14 protein-coding genes are annotated in these 19,043 nt (G+C 70.4%); 6 read left to right on the top strand and 8 right to left on the bottom strand.

Annotation, left to right across the window (positions count from 1 at the left end; all coding sequences use genetic code 11):
- The first annotated feature begins 251 nt into the window (after positions 1–251).
- Positions 252–1,862: a citramalate synthase gene (gene cimA, locus SRB17_RS37315; RefSeq protein ID WP_153545352.1), complete on the top strand. Its 1,611-nt coding sequence runs from the start codon at positions 252–254 to the stop codon at positions 1,860–1,862.
- Positions 1,863–1,882: 20 nt separating this feature from the next.
- On the opposite strand, the gene SRB17_RS37310 is transcribed toward cimA, so the two are convergent.
- Together SRB17_RS37310 and SRB17_RS37305 are read right to left on the bottom strand one after the other, a co-directional pair.
- Entirely contained in the window at positions 1,883–2,482 is a 600-nt protein-coding gene (locus SRB17_RS37310; RefSeq protein WP_153545350.1) for a GPP34 family phosphoprotein, read from the bottom strand.
- A gap of 113 nt (positions 2,483–2,595) precedes the next feature.
- Positions 2,596–4,461, bottom strand: coding sequence for a ricin-type beta-trefoil lectin domain protein (locus SRB17_RS37305; protein WP_153545348.1), 1,866 nt, complete (start codon positions 4,459–4,461; stop codon positions 2,596–2,598).
- A gap of 137 nt (positions 4,462–4,598) precedes the next feature.
- Between SRB17_RS37305 and SRB17_RS37300 the strand changes: the two genes are divergently transcribed.
- On the top strand, positions 4,599–7,613 hold the full coding sequence (locus tag SRB17_RS37300) for a glycoside hydrolase family 3 protein (RefSeq protein ID WP_153545346.1): 3,015 nt from the start codon (positions 4,599–4,601) through the stop codon (positions 7,611–7,613).
- A 48-nt stretch (positions 7,614–7,661) separates the two neighbouring features.
- Positions 7,662–9,032 (top strand): hypothetical protein, encoded by a 1,371-nt coding sequence (locus tag SRB17_RS37295; RefSeq protein WP_153545343.1) that lies wholly within the window; start codon positions 7,662–7,664, stop codon positions 9,030–9,032.
- Between the two features lie 40 nt (positions 9,033–9,072).
- Here SRB17_RS37295 and SRB17_RS37290 read toward each other — a convergent pair whose 3' ends face one another.
- The gene (locus SRB17_RS37290) at positions 9,073–9,519 is read right to left on the bottom strand and encodes a MarR family winged helix-turn-helix transcriptional regulator (protein WP_153545341.1); all 447 of its coding nucleotides are present in this window, start codon (positions 9,517–9,519) and stop codon (positions 9,073–9,075) included.
- 104 nt (positions 9,520–9,623) lie between these two features.
- Between SRB17_RS37290 and SRB17_RS37285 the strand changes: the two genes are divergently transcribed.
- Positions 9,624–10,658, top strand: a complete 1,035-nt coding sequence (locus SRB17_RS37285; RefSeq protein ID WP_194294245.1) for an FUSC family protein — start codon at positions 9,624–9,626, stop codon at positions 10,656–10,658.
- 182 nt (positions 10,659–10,840) lie between these two features.
- Here SRB17_RS37285 and SRB17_RS37280 read toward each other — a convergent pair whose 3' ends face one another.
- Entirely contained in the window at positions 10,841–11,440 is a 600-nt protein-coding gene (locus tag SRB17_RS37280) for a YceI family protein (protein WP_153545337.1), read from the bottom strand.
- Positions 11,441–11,803: 363 nt separating this feature from the next.
- On the opposite strand from SRB17_RS37280, the gene SRB17_RS37275 reads away from it, so the two are divergent.
- Together SRB17_RS37275 and SRB17_RS37270 are read left to right on the top strand one after the other, a co-directional pair.
- Entirely contained in the window at positions 11,804–13,399 is a 1,596-nt protein-coding gene (locus SRB17_RS37275) for an acyl-CoA carboxylase subunit beta (protein WP_153545335.1), read from the top strand.
- 57 nt (positions 13,400–13,456) lie between these two features.
- Positions 13,457–13,654: an acyl-CoA carboxylase subunit epsilon gene (locus tag SRB17_RS37270; RefSeq protein WP_153545333.1), complete on the top strand. Its 198-nt coding sequence runs from the start codon at positions 13,457–13,459 to the stop codon at positions 13,652–13,654.
- A 178-nt stretch (positions 13,655–13,832) separates the two neighbouring features.
- On the opposite strand, the gene SRB17_RS37265 is transcribed toward SRB17_RS37270, so the two are convergent.
- From SRB17_RS37265 to SRB17_RS37250, 4 genes are all read right to left on the bottom strand, one after another.
- Entirely contained in the window at positions 13,833–14,414 is a 582-nt protein-coding gene (locus SRB17_RS37265) for a GTP-binding protein (protein ID WP_031224757.1), read from the bottom strand.
- The gene (locus SRB17_RS37260; RefSeq protein ID WP_323377019.1) at positions 14,395–14,964 is read right to left on the bottom strand and encodes a DUF742 domain-containing protein; all 570 of its coding nucleotides are present in this window, start codon (positions 14,962–14,964) and stop codon (positions 14,395–14,397) included. Before SRB17_RS37260 ends, SRB17_RS37265 begins: the two co-directional genes overlap by 20 nt.
- Before the next feature lie 94 nt (positions 14,965–15,058).
- Positions 15,059–15,472 carry a roadblock/LC7 domain-containing protein gene (locus tag SRB17_RS37255; RefSeq protein ID WP_004983065.1) on the bottom strand — a complete coding sequence of 138 codons (414 nt, stop codon included), beginning with the start codon at positions 15,470–15,472 and terminating at the stop codon, positions 15,059–15,061.
- A 10-nt stretch (positions 15,473–15,482) separates the two neighbouring features.
- Complete coding sequence (locus SRB17_RS37250) at positions 15,483–18,695, bottom strand: nitrate- and nitrite sensing domain-containing protein (protein WP_323377013.1); 3,213 nt, start codon at positions 18,693–18,695, stop codon at positions 15,483–15,485.
- Positions 18,696–19,043 lie beyond the last annotated feature (348 nt).

Raw genomic sequence — 19,043 nt, 5'->3', positions numbered from 1 at the left:
ACTGCCCCCGTGCTCTCGTTCGCCATGATTATTGGCAGCAGGCGCGCCGGTCCGCAGTGACCACCTCGTACGACCAGGTGCGGGTGGCCACCGTCGTCCTCGACCCGCGCGCAGACCTCTCGCACCCGCGAGGGGTTTTTTCGTTTTCCGGCCCACCTGCAGCCGGCAACGGAGCGCGAGGGACCATTGGGGGGACGGTGGAGCCGGTCATTCCGGTAAGACCGAAGATCCACAACAGGAGCCTTGAGACCATGACCGAGACGGCAACCAGCGAGCTCGACGACTCGTTCCACGTCTTCGACACCACGCTGCGCGACGGCGCGCAGCGCGAGGGAATCAACCTCACCGTCGCGGACAAGCTCGCCATCGCACGGCACCTGGACGACTTCGGCGTCGGCTTCATCGAGGGCGGCTGGCCCGGCGCGAACCCCCGTGACACCGAGTTCTTCGCCCGCGCGCAGGCGGAGATCGACTTCAAGCACGCCCAGCTGGTCGCCTTCGGCGCCACCCGCCGCGCCGGCGCCAAAGCCGCCGAGGACCCGCAGGTCAAGGCCCTCCTCCAGTCGGGCGCCCCGGTGATCACCCTGGTCGCCAAGTCGCACGACCGGCATGTGGAACTGGCGCTGCGCACCACGCTCGACGAGAACCTGGAGATGGTCCGCGACACGGTGTCCTACCTGAAGGACCAGGGCCGCCGGGTCTTCGTGGACTGCGAGCACTTCTTCGACGGCTACCGCGCCAACCCCGAGTACGCCAAGGCCGTCGTCCGTACGGCGGCGGAGGCCGGTGCCGACGTCGTCGTCCTGTGCGACACCAACGGCGGCATGCTGCCCGCCCAGGTCCACGCCGTCGTCGCCACCGTCCTCGCCGACACCGGCGCCCGGCTCGGCATCCACGCCCAGGACGACACCGGCTGCGCGGTCGCCAACACCCTCGCCGCCGTCGACGCGGGCGCGACCCACGTCCAGTGCACCGCCAACGGCTACGGCGAGCGCGTCGGCAACGCCAACCTCTTCCCGGTCGTCGCCGCCCTGGAGCTGAAGTACGGCAAGCAGGTGCTGCCCGAGGGCAAGCTCCGCGAGACGACCCGGATCTCGCACGCCATCGCCGAGGTCGTCAACCTCACGCCCTCCACCCATCAGCCGTACGTGGGCGTGTCGGCCTTCGCGCACAAGGCCGGACTGCACGCCTCCGCGATCAAGGTCGACCCGGACCTGTACCAGCACATCGACCCCGAGCTGGTCGGCAACACCATGCGCATGCTGGTGTCCGACATGGCGGGCCGCGCCTCGGTCGAGCTCAAGGGCAAGGAGCTCGGCATCGACCTCGGCGGCGACCGGGAACTGGTCGGCCGGGTGGTCGAGCGGGTGAAGGAGCGCGAACTCAAGGGCTACACCTACGAGGCGGCCGACGCGAGCTTCGAGCTGTTGCTGCGGGCCGAGGTCGAGGGCCGCCCGCTGAAGTACTTCGACGTGGAGTCCTGGCGGGCCATCGTCGAGGACCGCCCCGACGGCACCCACGCCAACGAGGCCACGGTGAAGCTGTGGGCCAAGAGCGAGCGGATCGTCGCCACGGCGGAGGGCAACGGCCCGGTCAACGCCCTCGACCGCGCGCTGCGCGTCGCCCTGGAGAAGATCTACCCGCAGCTCGCCAAGCTGGACCTGGTCGACTACAAGGTCCGCATCCTGGAGGGCGTGCACGGCACCTCCTCCACCACCCGCGTCCTGATCTCCACCTCCGACGGCTCCGGCGAGTGGTCCACGGTCGGCGTGGCGGAGAACGTCATCGCCGCGTCGTGGCAGGCGCTGGAGGACGCGTACACGTACGGGCTGCTGCGGGCGGGGGTGGAACCGGCGGAGTAGCAGCGCCCCCGAGCGGAGCGCTAGGGCGCGCGCCAGATGTTGTCGAATGCCGCGTTCTCGATGCGCCGCCGCTCCCGCACGGCCCCCAGTTCCGTCACCGCGTCGCCGACCGTCACCACAACGGTGACCACCGCCTCCTCCCCGGGCTCCTCCTCGGGCGGCCGTTCGCCCTGGATGCCCAGGGTGGCGGCGAGCCCGGCGAGGACCGGCTCGCGGGACCACCAGCGGTCGGCGGCGTGCCGGCGGGCCGGGGTGTCGGCGGCCGCCGCCTTGTCCGCCCGGTGCGGCCAGCGGTGCCGCTTCCCGGAGAGCTTCCCCTCGGCGTCCAGGACGTCGCGGTAGGCCGTGGCCAGCCCCTCCCCCCGGCGCCACAGCCAGTCCTCGACCGTCTCGTACGGTTCCTTGCGCACGAGCGCCGTCCCGGCCTCGTCCAGCATCCGGTCACCCGTGGTCAGCACGGGACCCGGCACGATGCGCTCACCCTCCAGAGTGAGCGCCCGTGCCCCGAGAAGGTCGATCAGCTCGGCCCCCGCGAGCGCCAGCGACAGATCGCCCGCTTCTACGGGGTGCTCGCCGGGCACGTCGAGGCTGACGAGGAACAGATCCTGCGGTGTGGTCATACCCCTACCATGTGCCGCGGCCGCCGGAAACGCAGCACGACGAGCCCGTGTTTCGGCCGACCGAACCGCATGGGCCCGGGGGGCCAGGGGGCGGAGCCCCCTGGCAGGGCGCCCTACTGCAGGTGCCACTTCTGGTTCGCGGCCCCCGTGCACGACCAGATCTGTGCCCGTGCCCCGTTCGCCGACGAGTTGTCCGTCACGTCGAGGCACTTGTCCGCCGCGGTATTGACCACATCGCCGGTCGAAGAGTTGTACGACCACTGTTGGGCGCCGGTGCCGTTGCACCCGTACAACTGCACCTTGGCGCCGTCCGCCGTCGAACCCGACGTCACGTCCAGGCACTTGCCGAGCGCCTGGACCGAGCCGTCGGCCATCACCGTCCACCGCTGGGCGGCGGTGCCGTTGCAGTCGTAGAGCTGTACGGCGGTGCCGTCGGCGCTCGAACCGCCCGCCACGTCCAGGCACTTGCCGGCCAGGCCGACGAAGGAGCCGGTCTGCGAGCCGCCGCCGGACTGGGTGCCGGACCAGGTGAAGGTGGCCGAGGTCTTGCCGGGCAGCGAGTACGTGGCGTGCTCCGAGCCCCAGTCGATCGTGACGGTCTGGGCCGAGGAGGAGTCGTTGTAGGCGATCAGGGCCTTGCTGCCGTCGGGGTTGCGCCAGGCGACGTTCGGCACGGTGGTGGACGCCGTGGAGGCGATCCGCTGGGCGCCGGGCCGGACGAACTTGGTCAGGTGGCCCATGTCGTAGTACTCGACGGTGTAGTCCACGGTGCCGCTCGCGCCGTCGCCGTCGTGCACGGTGACCAGGCCCGTGCAGGTGCCGCAACCCCCGTTGTGGGGACCGCCGTTCTGGTCCACGGCCAGCGACCACTTGGTCACCGACTTCGCCCAGTTGCGGGTGTAGTCGATGATGTTGGACATGTCCTCGCGCTGCTGGTTCGCGATCCAGGTGCCGCCGGAGTGCTCGGTGCCGAAGGCGTCCAGCGAGGGGTACTGGTCGTGCACGGTGGTCTGCTTGGTCACGTCACCGCCGTAGCCGTGCCAGGCGATCCCGCCGAAGTTGGGGTGGTTCTGGATCGCCGGGTCGTCGACGCTCTGGGCCGCGTAGGAGTCGTAGGTGTCCCAGTTCCAGTCGTGGGCCAGCACCTTGGTGCTCAGCCCCGCCGACTGCAGCTGCGGCAGCAGGTCGTTCTTGAGGAAGTAGTCGAGACCGCTCGCGTTCCAGCTCATCGACGGGTAGCCGGAGCAGCAGGTCGGCTCGTTCTGCGGGGTGACGTACGAGACGTCGATCCCCTGGTCCTGGTACGCCTGGAGGTACTTCACGAAGTAGGAGGCGTACGCCCCGTAGTCCTCGGCCTTCAGCCAGCCGCCGTTGAGCGAGCCGCTGTCCTTCATCCAGGCCGGGGCGGTCCATGGCGAGGCCATGACCGTCAGAGAGGGGTTGAGCTGGAGCGCCTGCCTGGTGAGCGGTACGACGTCGGCGAGGTCGTGGGCGATCGAGAACTGCGACAGCGACGGGTCCGTCTGCCCGGACGGCACGTCGTCGTACGTGTAGCCGTACCGTGCGAGGTCCGAGGCGCCCATCGGGTTGCGCAGGAACGACAGTCCGATCCCGTCCGTCGGCGAGAACAGCTTGCGCATGGTCGCGTCCCGGGTCGTCTGGGACAGTGCCCCGCTGCTGTTCATCAGCCATGCCGCGGTGTCCGTGAAGGACGCGCCGCCGCCGGTGAAGGTCTGGTAGCGGGTGTTCTCGTCGACGGTGATGTTCGTGCCGCCGCCGCTCGTGCCGGACTGGAAGGCGAACGGCGTCTGGGCCTGCAGACCGCGTACGACATGCCGGCCGGCGGAGTCGTCGGTGGTGGTGAGCCAGGCCGTGACCTGCTCGCCGGCCGCGTGCGCGGGGGGTACGGCGGCGGTGAAGCCGGCGGCGGAGAGCAGTCCGGCCAGCAGCAGCCGGACCGTGCGGGGGGTACTCCTCATGTGCGTCGCCCTTCCTCTCGGGTCGACAGAACCGGTGAGGCACAACTGACGTGCCGTCTTGACGGGTTGGGGAGCCGTTAGTTAACTCACGGCATGATCTAAGCCATGAGTGAACCATGAGAGCCGAGGGAAGGTCTATGCCGAGAACCGCCCTGCTCGTGTCCGGGGCCCTGCTCGCCGCCCTGCTGCCCCTGTCCGCTGCGGCGCATGCCGCCGACGACCCCGCGCCCACCCCGGTCGACCGTTTCGAGGGCGAGGTCCCCTTCGCCTCCCAGCCCGCCGACGGCATCTTCACCTGGGGCAGCGACGCCGACGACCCGCCCACCCTGCACCTCACCGACCGCTCCGACGCCCCCGAGGGCGCCAAGGTCCTCACCGGCACCTACGACATCAGCGGCTACGGCGGCTTCACCCACGACTTCGCCGCCGACCAGCCCGCCCACGACTGGTCCGCTCACCAGGGCATCCGCTTCTGGTGGGAGGGCCGGGACAACGGCCGGAAGATCGCCTTCGAGATCAAGGACGGCGGCGCGAACGGCGAGGCCTCCGAACTCTGGACGACGTCCTTCGCCGACGACTTCACCGGCTGGAAGCAGATCGAGATCCCGTTCACCGACTTCCAGTACCGCACCGACTACCAGCCCGTCGGCGGCATCGACCACGTCCTCGGCCTCACCCGGATGTGGGGGTACGCGGTCACGCTCCCGGCCGGCACCAAGGGCGACTTCGCCATGGACGACGTCGAGCTGTACGGGAAGGCCGACCAGTCGCTGCGCGCCTCCGTCGGCACCGACGCGCCGGTGTACCCGGTCAGGGCGGGCGGCACCGCAGAGGTCGAGGTCACCCTGGCCACCACCGGGGACCGGCCCGTCGACGACCCGGTGACGGTCACGTACTCGACGGAGGGCGGCACCGCCACCGCCGGCCGGGACTACACCCCGACCGAGGGCACCCTCACCTTCCCGGCCGGCACCGCCTCGGGCGCGACGCGGACCATCGAGGTGCCGACCCTGAAGGACAAGGGCGCCGCAGCCGCGAAGACCATCCCGGTCAAGCTCTCGGTCACCGGCGCCAAGGCCCCCGCCGAGACCCCGCAGGTCGTCATCGACGCGCACGGACTGCCGTACCTGAACAGCAGGTTGCCCGTGCAGCAGCGCGTCGCCGATCTGCTGTCCCGGATGTCCCTCGAGGAGAAGGCCGGGCAGATGACCCAGGCCGAGCGCGGGGCCGTCGGGGGCGGGGGCGACATCGCGACGTACGCCCTCGGCTCGCTGCTGTCCGGCGGCGGTTCCACGCCCACGCCCAACACGCCCGAGGCCTGGGCGAAGATGATCGACGGCTTCCAGCTCCGGGCGCAGGCCACCCGCCTGCAGATCCCGCTGATCTACGGCGTCGACGCGGTCCACGGCCACAACAACCTGAGCGGCGCCACGATCATGCCGCACAACATCGGCATCGGCGCCAGCCGTGACCCCCAACTCGCCTACCAGGAAGGGGCGGTGACGGCGGCCGAGGTCCGGGCCACCGGCATCCCGTGGGACTTCGCGCCCTGCCTGTGCGTGAGCCGCGACGAACGCTGGGGCCGCTCCTACGAGTCCTTCGGCGAGGACCCCGCCCTCGTGCAGTCCATGGAGACCGTCATCCAGGGCCTCCAGGGCCGGGCCGACGGCGGTGACCTGAGCCGGAACGACAAGGTGCTCGCCACCGCCAAGCACTTCGCCGGCGACGGCGGCACCGCCTACGGCTCCTCCACCACCGGCACCTACACCGTCGACCAGGGTGTCACCACGGTCACCCGGCAGCAGCTGGAGGACATCCACCTGGCGCCGTACAGGACCGCCGTCGAGCGGGGCATCGGCACGGTCATGCCGTCGTACTCCTCGCTCGACATCGTCGGCGACGGCAAGGGCGCGGTGAAGATGCACGCCCGCGGCGACATGATCAACGGCGTGCTCAAGGACCGGATGGGCTTCGACGGCTTCGTCATCAGCGACTGGAACGCCATCGACCAGCTCCCCGGCGACTACGCGACCCACGTCCGCACGGCGGTGAACGCGGGCGTCGACATGATGATGGTGCCGTACTCCTACAAGGACTTCAGCGGCACGCTCGTCGACGAGGTGAAGGCGGGCCGGATCAGCGAGAAGCGGATCGACGACGCCGTCTCCCGCATCCTCACCCAGAAGTTCAGGCTCGGCCTCTTCGAGCACCCGTACGCCGACACCAGCGGCGCCGCCGCCATCGGCTCCCCGGCCCACCGGGCGGTCGCCCGCCGGGCCGCCGCCGAGTCGCAGGTGCTGCTGAAGAACAGCGGCGGGCTGCTGCCGCTGAAGAAGAGCGAGAAGGTGTACGTCGCCGGGTCCAACGCCGACGACCTCGGCAACCAGACCGGCGGCTGGACCCTCACCTGGCAGGGCGCGTCCGGCACCCACACCCAGGGCACGACCGTCGTGCAGGGGATGCGGGACGCCGGGGGAGACGTCACCTACTCCAAGGACGCCTCCGCCCCGACCGACGGCTACGACGTCGGCGTGGTCGTCGTCGGCGAGACCCCGTACGCCGAGGGTGTCGGCGACGTCGGCAACGGGCACTCGCTGCAGCTGTCGGCGGCCGACCAGGCGGCCGTGGACAAGGTGTGCGCGGCCATGAAGTGCGCGGTGCTGATCGTCTCCGGCCGCCCGCAGCTGATCGGCGACCGGCTCGGCGAGATCGACGCGCTGGTGGCCTCCTGGCTGCCCGGCACCGAGGGCGAGGGCGTCGCCGACGTCCTGTACGGCAAGCGCCCCTTCACCGGACAACTCCCCGTCACCTGGCCGAAGTCCGAGTCCCAGCTGCCGATCAACGTCGGCGACGCGTCGTACGACCCGCAGTTCCCGTACGGCTGGGGCCTGACCACGCTCACCGACGTCCCACGCGGCGGCACGGCCACCCTGAAGGCGCTGGCTGCGGCGGCGACGGTCGCCGAGCGCAGGGGTGACGACCGGGCCGGCCGTGAGCTGGTGACCAAGGCGCGGCTGCTCGTCCAGCAGAAGGCGGGCGAGCGGATGCGCCAGGCGGTGGCCGAGCCGTTCGCCGACGCCGACCATCTGCTGCTGACCGGCCGGTACGGAAAGGCGGTGGAGAAGCTGATCGAGGCGTACGGGGCCGCATAGACCCGGACGGTATGACCGATTAAGGGGGGCTTCGGGTAGCTTCGAAGGATGAAGGCCGTCCTGCGGACCCGAAGCCTCCCAGCCCTGCTGCTGGCTGCCCTCACCCTGGTCGTCGCGACCGTGTTCGCCCCCGGGGCGAGCGCGGACACGAGCATCTCCGCCATCGCCCAGGCCCTCCGCAAGAGCCCGGTCTACGTCGATCCGGCCGCCTCGGCCCAGCTGCCGAAGGCCGATGCCGACGCGCTCGCCCGACGCATCAAGGGCGCGGACAAACCGCTGTTCATCGCGGTGCTCCCGGCCGGCTACCCGACCGCGAACCTCTTCTCCGACCTGCGGGCGGCCACCGGCATCACCGGCCTGTACGGCATCCGCCTCGGCGACCGCTTCGACGCGCGGGCCGACTCCTCCGTGATGTCGGCGACGGCCCGGCGGAACCTGGTGTCGAGCGTCCAGGGTGAGCCGGCGGGGGCCCAGCTCACCGACTTCACCGACCGCGCCCTGGCGAACATGGGCGGCCACGCCCCGACGAGCTGGGGCGGCTCCGCCGGGGGATCCTCCGCGACGGCCCTGATCGCGGTGGCCGCGGTGCTGGTGGCGGGCGGTGCCGGGGCCTACGTACTGGTGCGCCGCAGCCGCCGCCGGCGCGAGGAGGAGCAACGGGCCGCCCTGGACCGCCTCCGGGTGGTCGTGGACGAGGACATCACCGCCTTCGGCGAGGAACTGGACCGCCTCGACTTCCAGCCGGCCGACCCCGGCGCCGACGACGCGATGCGCGACGACTACACACACGCCCTCGACGCCTACGACACCGCCAAACAGCGGATGGCGCAGGCGAGCCGCCCCGAGGACGTCCGCACGGTCACCGAGGCCCTGGAGGACGGCCGGTTCTCCCTGGCCCGCCTCGCCGCCCGCCGCGAGGGCCGCCCCCTGCCCGAGCGCCGTCCGCCCTGCTTCTTCGATCCGCGGCACGGCCCCTCGGTGGCCGACGCCGACTGGACCCCGCCCGGCGGCGCCCCGCGCCGGGTGCCGGTCTGCGCGGCCGACGCCACCCGGCTGGCCGACGGCCGTGACCCGGTCATCCGCGAGGTCGACACCGACCAGGGCCGCCGCCCCTACTGGGACGCGGGCCCCGCCTACGGCCCCTGGGCGGGCGGCTACTTCGGCGGCGGCATCCTGCCCGGCCTGCTCGTCGGCACCCTCCTCGGCAGCATCATGGCCACCCCCTCGTACGCGGCCGACTACGGCGCCGGGTACGGCGACTTCGGCCCCGGCTACGGTGGCGACTTCGGGGGCGACCACCAGGGCGGCGACGTCTCCGGCACGGACTTCGACGCCGAGGACTTCGGGGGCGGGTTCGGGGACGGTGGGGACTTCGGCGGCGGAGACGGGGGCGGCGGCGACTTCGGCGGGGGTTTCTGAGGGGTGCAGGGGGTCGCTGTGCGCGGGCCGTCCCCGTCCGTCAACGGCGCTCGCCCTCTTCGCCCGTCTCCAGGGACCCCAGCCGTTCCATCAGCCCGGCCGCCAGCGCGAGTACGCCGCGCTCGGTCTCGCCGAGCGACCCGAGGGCCACGGCCAGCCAGGCGTCCCGCTCGGCCATGTCCCGCCCCAGCGCCTGCCGTCCGGACCCGGTGAGCGACAGCACGGACTGGCGCCGGTCGTCCGTGCCCCGCTCCCGCACGATCAGCCCCTCGGCCTCCAGGTCGGCGTAGACCCGGGTGAGCGACTGCGGCCGCTGTCGCTCCTCCGCCGCGATGTCACCGGGCGTCGACGGCCCGTGCCGGTGCAGATATCCGAGCACGGCGAGCTGGTTGGGGCTGAGACTCCCGTCCCCGCGCTCCTGCCGCAGACGCCGGTTGAGCAGGACGACGGCGCGACGGAGCCGGGCGGCTTCGGAGAGGTGATCCATGGGAAGATCGTACGCAACTGCTTACTAGTCTTGAGTTCAGTCCCCTGTATGGTCGAATGGTGGGTCGAAAACTCATACGCAACGCGTACGAATCTCTGCTGACGATGACGGCGGTCCTGCTGTGCTGGGGAGCCGCCCTGTGGCTGGAGGGCGCCGCCGGACTGCACACCGACGTCCCCGTCCTCGCGGTCGCCCTGACCCTGCCCCTGTCCTCGACGCAACGCACCGCGCCCGCGCGCCGCAGGGCGGCGGCCCTCGTGCTGCTGCCCGCGACGGCCGCCGGCGCCCAGTTCCTGGGCCGCCTGATCATGCACGACTACGCCCTCGGCGCCGCCGTCTTCACGCTGGGCATCTCGCTGTGCGTCTGGATCCGCCGCTACGGCCCCGCGGCGAGCAGGGCGGGCACGCTGATGACCCTGCCGTTCGTGGCGCTGCTCGTCGTCCCCGGACCGGCGCTGCCGACCGCCGCCGAGAGCGGGCTGGTGAGCTGGTTCTGGTCGGCGGTGATCGCCGTTCTGGCCTGCGCCTGCGTCTGGCTGGTCCAGGGTCTCGCCGACCGGTACGGCCCCTGGCGGCCGGAGCCCGAGCCGGCCGCGCCCCGCAGGGCCTCCCGTCTGCACCCGCGCCCCAGCACCCGCATGGCCGTGCAACTGGCGGCCGCGGTGGCGGCGGCGTTCCTCTGCGGCCGGCTCCTCTTCGACGACCACTGGCCCTGGGCCGTTCTCACGGTGTACGTCGCCGCCGGCGGCAACCGGGGTCGAGGGGACGTACTGCGCAAGGGAGTCGAGCGCTTCGCCGGTGCGACCGTGGGGACGCTGCTGGCCACCGGCGTGGCGGCCGCGGGCATCACCGGCCGGGCGTCGGTGGCGGTGATGTTCGCGGTCCTCGCCGTCGCCCTGTGGCTGCGCCCGCTCACCTACGCCTACTGGGCTGCCGGAATGACCACGGCCCTGTCCCTCCTCCTCGGCTACTTCGGCCAGGACGCGACGGACCTGCTCCCGACCCGGCTGGCCGCGATCGCGCTGGGCGCGGCCCTGTCGATCGCGGCGGCGTGGTGGCTCCTGCCCGTCACCGGCCGCGCCGACGGGCGTACCGTTCACCGGCAGACTGCCACCAGGCAGGCGGAGAAGGCCCGTTGACCAGCGAGGCCGGCTGACCGGGACGCAGCCCGAGCCGGCACAGCGCCCTTCCGCTCCCCGGCCGGCATCCGGTCGGTGCCGCGCTCCCGCGGTGGCGCCAAGCCGGCAGCACACACGAGCGCCCGCCTCCCGTTTCCGGGGAGCGGGCGCGCTCGCGTGTCGGAGGCCGAACCGCCTAAGGCTCAGGCCTGCTTGATCGCCGAGATGTCGAAGTTCAGCTTGATCTTGTCGGAGACGAGCATCCCGCCGGTCTCCAGCGCCGCGTTCCACGTGAGCCCCCACTCGGAGCGCAGGATCTCGGCCTTGCCCTCGAAGCCGACGCGCTCGTTGCCGAACGGGTCCTTCGCGGCGCCGTTGAACTCCAGGTCGATGGTGATCGGCTTGGTCACGCCGAGGAGGGAGAGGTCACCGGTGATGCGGTAGTCGTCGCCGCCCAGGGCTTCCGCCTTGGTGGAGCGGAAGGTCATGACCGGGAACTCGTCGGTCTTGAAGAAGTCGGAGGACTTCAGGTGGCCGTCCCGGTCGGTGTTGCCGGTGTCGATGCTCTCCATCTTGACGTCGAGCGTGGCGGTGGAACTGCCGGGGTCGGCCCCGTCCAGGTGCAGGGTGCCGGTGAAGTCCTGGAAGGCGCCCTTGACGTTGGTCACCATCGCGTGGCGCGCCACGAAACCGATCGTGGTGTGCGCCGGGTCGATCGTGTAGTCACCGGTCAGCGCGGTCCGGTCGGGACCGGCGGCAGGGGTCTGCGGGGTGGTGTTGTCCTTGCGGCTGAAGATGCCCATGATGTCCTCCTGGAGATTTCTGTTTAACGTTCAACCAACCTAACGCTTCCGACCGTAGACCTATTCCGTCCGGTTTTCAACATCATCCGCAGGGTGACTCTGCGGTAACCTCAAGTCACGGTCCTTCGGGGTGGGCCGCCGTCCGAGGGGGCCGTGTCACTCCGGGGGATGCACGCGCCGGCCATGAATGTGGGGCGGCTCTCACGCGGCGCCTTTGTGGCTCCTCCACAACCCCGATGCCCCGTAAGCAGTCGGAACGGCTGCACGCGGCCACGGTTCTGTTCACTGGTACCAGGAAAACGGGCCGGAGACTGTACGGAGTCAACGGCTCGCTTTCCTTGGTGTCCTTCGTAAGGTCGCTACATGACCGTTTTGGAAGAGACGACGGGTGAGCCGACCGGCGAGCCGACGGACGCGCGCGGACGGGTCGCCGAGCTGCACGACATTCGTGCCCGGGCCGTGGCGGGCCCCAGCGAGAAGGCGACCGAGGCGCAGCACGCCAAGGGCAAGCTGACGGCGCGGGAGCGGATCGAGCTGCTCCTGGACCCGGGGTCCTTCCAGGAGGTCGAGCAGCTGCGTCGGCACCGTGCGCAGGGCTTCGGCCTGGAGGCGAAGAAGCCGTACACCGACGGTGTCATCACCGGCTGGGGCACGGTGGAGGGCCGTACGGTCTTCGTCTACGCCCACGACTTCCGGATCTTCGGCGGTGCGCTGGGCGAGGCCCACGCCACCAAGATCCACAAGATCATGGACATGGCCATCGCGGCCGGCGCGCCTCTCGTGTCGCTGAACGACGGCGCGGGCGCCCGCATCCAGGAAGGCGTCTCCGCCCTCGCCGGCTACGGCGGCATCTTCCAGCGCAACACCAAGGCGTCCGGTGTCATCCCGCAGATCTCGGTGATGCTCGGCCCGTGCGCCGGCGGCGCGGCCTACTCGCCCGCCCTGACCGACTTCGTCTTCATGGTCCGTGAGACGTCCCAGATGTTCATCACGGGCCCGGACGTGGTCAAGGCGGTCACCGGCGAGGAGATCACCCAGAACGGCCTGGGCGGCGCCGACGTCCACGCCGAGACCTCCGGCGTGTGCCACTTCGCGTACGACGACGAGGAGACCTGCATCGCCGAGGTGCGGTACCTGTTGTCGCTCCTGCCGCAGAACAACCGGGAGAACCCGCCCCGGGTGGAGTCGTCCGACGCGGTGGAGCGCCGCAGTGACGTCCTGCTCGACCTGGTCCCGGCCGACGGCAACCGGCCGTACGACATGGCCAAGGTCATCGAGGAGATCGTCGACGACGGCGAGTACCTGGAGGTCCACGAGCGCTGGGCGCGGAACATCATCTGTGCGCTGGCCCGTCTGGACGGCCAGGTGGTCGGCATCATCGCCAACCAGCCGCAGGTGCTGGCCGGCGTCCTGGACATCGAGGCGAGTGAAAAAGCTGCGCGCTTTGTCCAGATGTGTGACGCTTTCAATATCCCGATCGTCACCTTCCTGGACGTGCCGGGGTTCCTCCCCGGTGTCGACCAGGAGCACGGCGGAATCATCCGCCACGGCGCGAAGCTGCTGTACGCCTACTGCAACGCGACCGTGCCGAGGATTTCGCTGATCCTGCGCAAGGCGTACGGAGGTGCCTACATCGTCATGGACTCCCAGTCGATCGGCGCCGACCTCACCTACGCCTGGCCGACCAACGAGATCGCCGTCATGGGCGCGGAAGGCGCCGCGAACGTCATCTTCCGCCGCCAGATCGCGCAGGCGGAGGACCCCGAGGCCACGCGCCAGAAGATGGTCAAGGAGTACAAGGCCGAGCTGATGCACCCGTACTACGCGGCCGAGCGCGGCCTCGTGGACGACGTCATCGACCCCGCCGAGACCCGTGAGGTCCTGGTCAAGTCCCTGGCCATGCTGCAGTCCAAGCACGCCGACCTGCCCTCGCGCAAGCACGGCAACCCCCCGCAGTAACCGAGCGGACCCGCCGCGGCAACCCCGCGGACCTCTCTCTCACGGAGACTGACACCCATGAGCACTCCTGACATCCGCGTCGAGAAGGGCCACGCCGAGCCCGAGGAAGTCGCCGCCATCACGGCCGTCCTCCTGGCCCGCGCGGCCGCCCAGCCGACGCCGTCGGCCCACACCCACCGAGCCCGCGCCAAGGCCGGCTGGCGCCGCCTGGAACGCGAGGGCGGCTTCCGTGCCCCACACAGCTGGCACGGCTAGGCTGCGCCGCTCCACCGGTTCTTGAAGGGCCCCTCCACTGCGGAGGGGCCCTTCTTGGCGTGTACGCCGCCGAGGAACAAGAAACCCCGCGCCCCGTAAGGGGCGCGGGGAACTGCGCGAGCAACCAGGAACCACCCGCAGACGGCGTACGACCTGCCGTGGCAGCCCAGTGGCCGAACTACCGAAGCCGAGCCATCAGAGCGTGCTCCACGAGCGTGATCAGCGTGGACTTGGCGTCGGCCCGGTGACGGGCATCCGTCGTGATGATCGGCGTGTCCGGCCCGATCTGCAGCGCCTCGCGGACCTCGTCCGGGTTGTACGGCTGGTTGCCGTCGAAGCCGTTCAGCGCGATGACGAAGGGCAGGCCGCTGTTCTCGAAGTAGTCGACCGCGGGGAAGCAGTCGGCGAGGCGCCGGGTGTCCACGAGCACCACCGCGCCGATCGCACCGCGTACCAGGTCGTCCCACATGAACCAGAACCGGTCCTGGCCCGGCGTACCGAAGAGGTAGAGGATCAGGTCCTGGTCGAGGGTGATACGGCCGAAGTCCATGGCGACCGTCGTGGTCGTCTTGTCTCCGGTGTGGGTGAGGTCGTCGATGCCGGCCGAAGCGGACGTCATGACGGCCTCTGTGCGCAGCGGGTTGATCTCCGAGACGGCGCCGACGAACGTGGTCTTGCCCACGCCGAAGCCGCCCGCCACCACGATCTTCGCGGAGGTGGTGGAGCGGGAAGGACCGCCGCTAGAGCTTGCGAAGTCCACTGAGCACCCTTTCGAGCAGTGTCACGTCTGGCTGGCCACCGGCGTTCTCGTCGCCGCCGGGCTGATGGATGGCGACCAGGCCCGCCTCCGCCAAGTCGGCGACGAGGATCCTGGCCACGCCGAGGGGGATTGTCAGGAGCGCGGAGATTTCCGCCACCGACTTGATCTCACGGCAGAGGTTGCAGATCCGCTGATGCTCGGGCAGCTGACCCTGCATCTGGTGCGGAGCGGCGGTGGTGTGCACCAGCGCCTCGATGGCGAGCTGGTAGCGCGGGCGGGTCCGGCCGCCGGTCATGGCGTACGGACGCACCAGGGGGTTGTTGGATGCCGTGGCCGGCGCCGGCTCGGGGCGGCGCTGGGGCTGTACCGGCTGGATCCGCGGGGCCGGCGGCTGGTCGTACGGCGAGGGGCCGGGGCCCTGCGGGGCGTACGGCTGCCGGTGGCTCGGGGTGGAGGGGAAGTTGTACCGGTTCGCCGAGCCGTCGCCCTGGCCCTGGGCAGGACCGTACGACCAGTTACCCGAATGCGAACCGCCTGGGGGTGTTGCCACTTTCTCCTCCTCCGACTGTGCCGGGCACCCATCCGTGTGGAGCCGCGTCCCGAAACCTTACGGCCCCGGGACGCGTATACGCACCGCTGGTCTGTTAGTTGAGAAGGCTTCCCTGGAGCTCCGCACGGAGATCCGGGGTCAGGACCGTGCCCGCACGGTCCACCAGAAGGGCCATCTCGTACCCGATGAGACCGATGTCCGCTTCCGGGTGGGCGAGCACCGCAAGGGACGAGCCGTCGGAGATGGACATGATGAAGAGGAATCCCCGCTCCATCTCCACAACCGTCTGATTCACGCTGCCCCCCTCGAAGATCCGGGAGGCGCCTGCCGTCAGAGACGTCAGACCGGAGGCGACGGCCGCGAGCTGGTCGGCGCGGTCGCGGGGGAAGCCTTCGGACATCGCCAGAAGGAGTCCGTCGGCGGAGACCACCACCGTGTGGGACACCCCCGGGGTGTTGTCCACGAAGTTGGTGATCAACCAGTTCAGGTTCTGTGCCGCCTGGCTCATCGGGCTCACACTAACGCTCCTGGTTGTAGGTGCTGTCAGGACCGAAGCCCTGGCCGTTCGTTTCACTGCCTGCGCTGCGTCCGCGCTGGACGCCCCGACGCAGGTTGCTCAGCCTGCCCCGGACGTCCTCCGGGGCGCGGGAGACCTGTGGGCCCCCCTGGGGGGTGGTTTCGGCGGCACCCGAGACCAGGTTGGCCTTGGGCACCCGCCGCGGCAGGCCCGAGGCGGTGACCCCGCCTGCCTTGGGCTTCCGGAGCTGCGACGCCTGCTGCCAGCGCTCGTCGTTCTGCGAACGCCAGCCGTTGTCGTTGCCCGCACCCGGGGGGTTGCCCGGTGCCGGAGCTTCCTGCTGCACGCGCGCCGTGCCACCCGCGGGAGCCGAGCCGTTGGAACCGCTCGCGCCGGATCCGCGGCGGGGCAGCCCGGCGTCGGTCAGCTCGTGGGCGGCGGAAGAGGCCGGTTCCGGACGGTCGAAGCCTACGCGGTTCCGCTCACTCGCGTCAGCGGCCTGCGACGATTCCGTTTCCGGAGCGTAATGGGCCGGATAGCCGTTCCGGTAGCCGTCCTGCTGCGGCTGTTGCGGCCAGTCGTCCTGGAAGGACGGGGCCGGGGCCGGCTCCGCATAGCCGGGGTCCGGGTAGCCACCGTTCGGCGCGTAGTACTGCTCGTCGTACGGCTTGTCGTACGACTGCTCCTCGAACGAGGCCTGCCGTGGCTCGGCGTACGTCTGCTCCCCGTACGTCTGCTGCTGCTCCTGGTAGGCCTGCTCCTCGTACGACGTCTGCTGCTGCTCCTGGTAGCCCTGCGGGCCGTCGAAGAGCGGGTCGGCGTAGCCGGCGGGGGCATCCGTGGCCTCCTGCTTCGGCTGGGCCGGCTGGCCGAACGTCTGCGCCTCCAGGGCTGCCCTGCGCTCCTCGCGCATCAGGGAGCGGCCGACCGGGTCCAGCTCGCGGATGTCGTCGGGGACGTCCACGTACCGGCTGTCGTCGAAGCCCAGTTCGGCGGCGGTGCGCATCGGCTGCATCTGCTGGAAGTTCTCACCCTGGAACTGCTGCTCCGGGATGATCTGCGAGACGGTGAACTCCTCGCGGTCCAGCGGGGTCTCGCCGCCACCGCCGTGCGTGATCGCGTCCGGCAGCATGACCAGCGAGGTCGTACCGGCCTGCTCTCCCGAGGGGCGCAGCTGGACCCGGATGCCGTGCCGGTCGGACAGCCGGCCGACCACGAACAGGCCCATGCGCTGCGAGATCGCGGCGTCCACGGTCGGCGGGTTGGCCAGCTTGTGGTTGATGTCCGCGAAGTCCTCGGCGGTCAGGCCGATGCCCTTGTCGTGGATCTCGATCATGATGCGGCCGTCGGGCAGCCGGGTCGCGGTGACGCGGACCTTGGTCTGCGGGGAGGAGAACGTGGTGGCGTTCTCCAGCAGCTCGGCCAGCAGGTGCACGAGGTCGGTGACGGCGCGGCCGTGGATCTCGGCCTCCGGGACGCCGGACAGCTCGATGCGCTCGTACTGCTCCACCTCGGAGGAGGCGGCGCGCAGCACGTCGACCAGCGGGACCGGCTGGTCCCAGCGGCGGCCGGGCTCCTCGCCGGCGAGGACCAGGAGGTTCTCGCCGTTGCGGCGCATACGGGTGGCGAGGTGGTCCAGGCGGAAGAGGTTCTCCAGCTGGTCCGGGTCGGCCTCGTTGTTCTCCAGGTCGGTGATCAGGGTCAGCTGGCCCTCGATCAGCGACTGGTTGCGGCGCGAGAGGTTGGTGAAGATCGCGTTGATGTTGCCCCGCAGCAGGGCCTGCTCGGAGGCGAGCCGGACCGCCTCACGGTGGACCTGGTCGAAGGCGCGGGCGACCTCGCCGATCTCGTCCTTGGTGGTGATCGGGATCGGGGCGACCCGGGTGTCGACCCGGCCGGGGTCGGTGCGGGAGAGCTGGTCGACCAGCATCGGCAGCCGCTGCTCGGCGATGCCGAAGGCGGCGTTGCGCAGCTGGCGCATCGAGCGGCTCATCTGGCGGGCCACGGCACCGGCCAGGATGAAGGCGAGCAGCAGCGCGACCACGACGACGGCACCGGTGATGAACGCGGAGTTCTTGGCGTCGTCGGCGATGCCGGAGGCCTCGTTCACCGCCTTGTCCGCCATGTCCGACTCGATCTGGCGGTAGGCGTCGAACTTGAGGGTGTTGACCGCCCACCAGTTCTGGTAGGTGACGCCCTTGAGAGCGAGCTGCTGACGCGCGAGCGGGCTGGTGGACTCCAGCGTGGCGAGGTCCGTGATCATGACCTCCGGCTTGGACGGCGGCGCCACGTAGTTCGGGTCCTTGGCCTTGGCCTGCTGGACCATCGCGGCGGCCTTGGCCTGGATGTCCGCCTTCTCCGATTCCAGCTTCGCCGCGTCGGCCTCGGTGCCACCGCCCTGGTACTCCTCGACGGCGATGCCCTCCAGATAGGCGTAGGAAGAGAGGGCGACGCGCTGGCTCGCCAGGTTCGGGGCGTCCGGACCCGGCTTGATCAGCATGTGCATGCCGATCGAGCGCTCCAGCGACAGCGCCGCCTTGGTGAGCGAGATGGCGTAGACGGTACGGCCGTAGGAGGTGATGTTGCCGGTGCCCAGACCCAGCTCGTTGGCGAACTCCATCAACGGGTGCGCGACCGCGACGTAGCCCTCCTCGGTCTGCACACCGGTGAAATTGGAGGTGTACGCGTCCTTCCGCAGCGTCTGCAGGAAGGGCTCCGCCTTGCGGAACAGCTTCAGCCGGCGCTCCAGGCCCGACTCGTGCGGCATGTTCTGCGCGGCCTGGTCGAAGGCGTCGGCGGCCTGGTCGGTTGTGTTGCGGGCCGCCGTGATGGTCGCCTTGTCCTCGGGCTTCGCCAGCTTGCCCTTCAGCAGCGGGCCCGCGGTGATGTCACGCTCGTTCTCCAGCGCGTTGGCATACGTGAGGGAGGCACGCACCAGGCGGGCGGTGTTCTCGGCGTCCCGGGCCTGCTGCCAGGTGTCGATCGAACTCTTCACCTGGAAGCCGCCCATGACGAGACCGACCGTCACGGGAATCAGCAGGATCGCGTTCAGCCTGGTCGGCACGCGCCAGTTGCGCGGGGAGAACCGGCCGCCGCTCGGCGCGGGAGCGGCCGCCGGATCCGCACCGGTCACAGGGGTGGGCGCCGCAGCGCGCGGCGGCGGGGTGAAGTTGCCCCGCGCCGACGGCTCGGGACCGTTCTTGCTTCGCCTCACTCGACCAACAACCTCTCGGCGGTCGGCACCTACGTCGTGCCGCAGTCTCTCAGAGCCCGGTTCGTCATCGACTACTGAGTACGTCTTTGACTATTGGGCAGTTCAGGCATTCCAGCACGTGGACCAGTGCTCTTCCAAACAGCGGAAACCCCGTGTGACGCACTTGTAAGTCCCAGATAAAACGGTCATAAAGAGCGAGCCCCGGCAAATGGCGGGGCGTTTGTGCGCACAGCGGTACTGCGCGACCGCGTCGCGTGGTGATGCCGGGGGATTCCTCTGCCGAACTGTTATGAACACCGGAGCCGACCGTGTCAAAGGCCACAGTCGGCTCCGGTTTCCTTTACGACA

This window comes from Streptomyces sp. RB17, assembly GCF_009604455.1.
In the GTDB taxonomy this organism is placed as follows: domain Bacteria; phylum Actinomycetota; class Actinomycetes; order Streptomycetales; family Streptomycetaceae; genus Streptomyces.
This window is presented reverse-complemented; position numbering and strand designations above follow the sequence as displayed.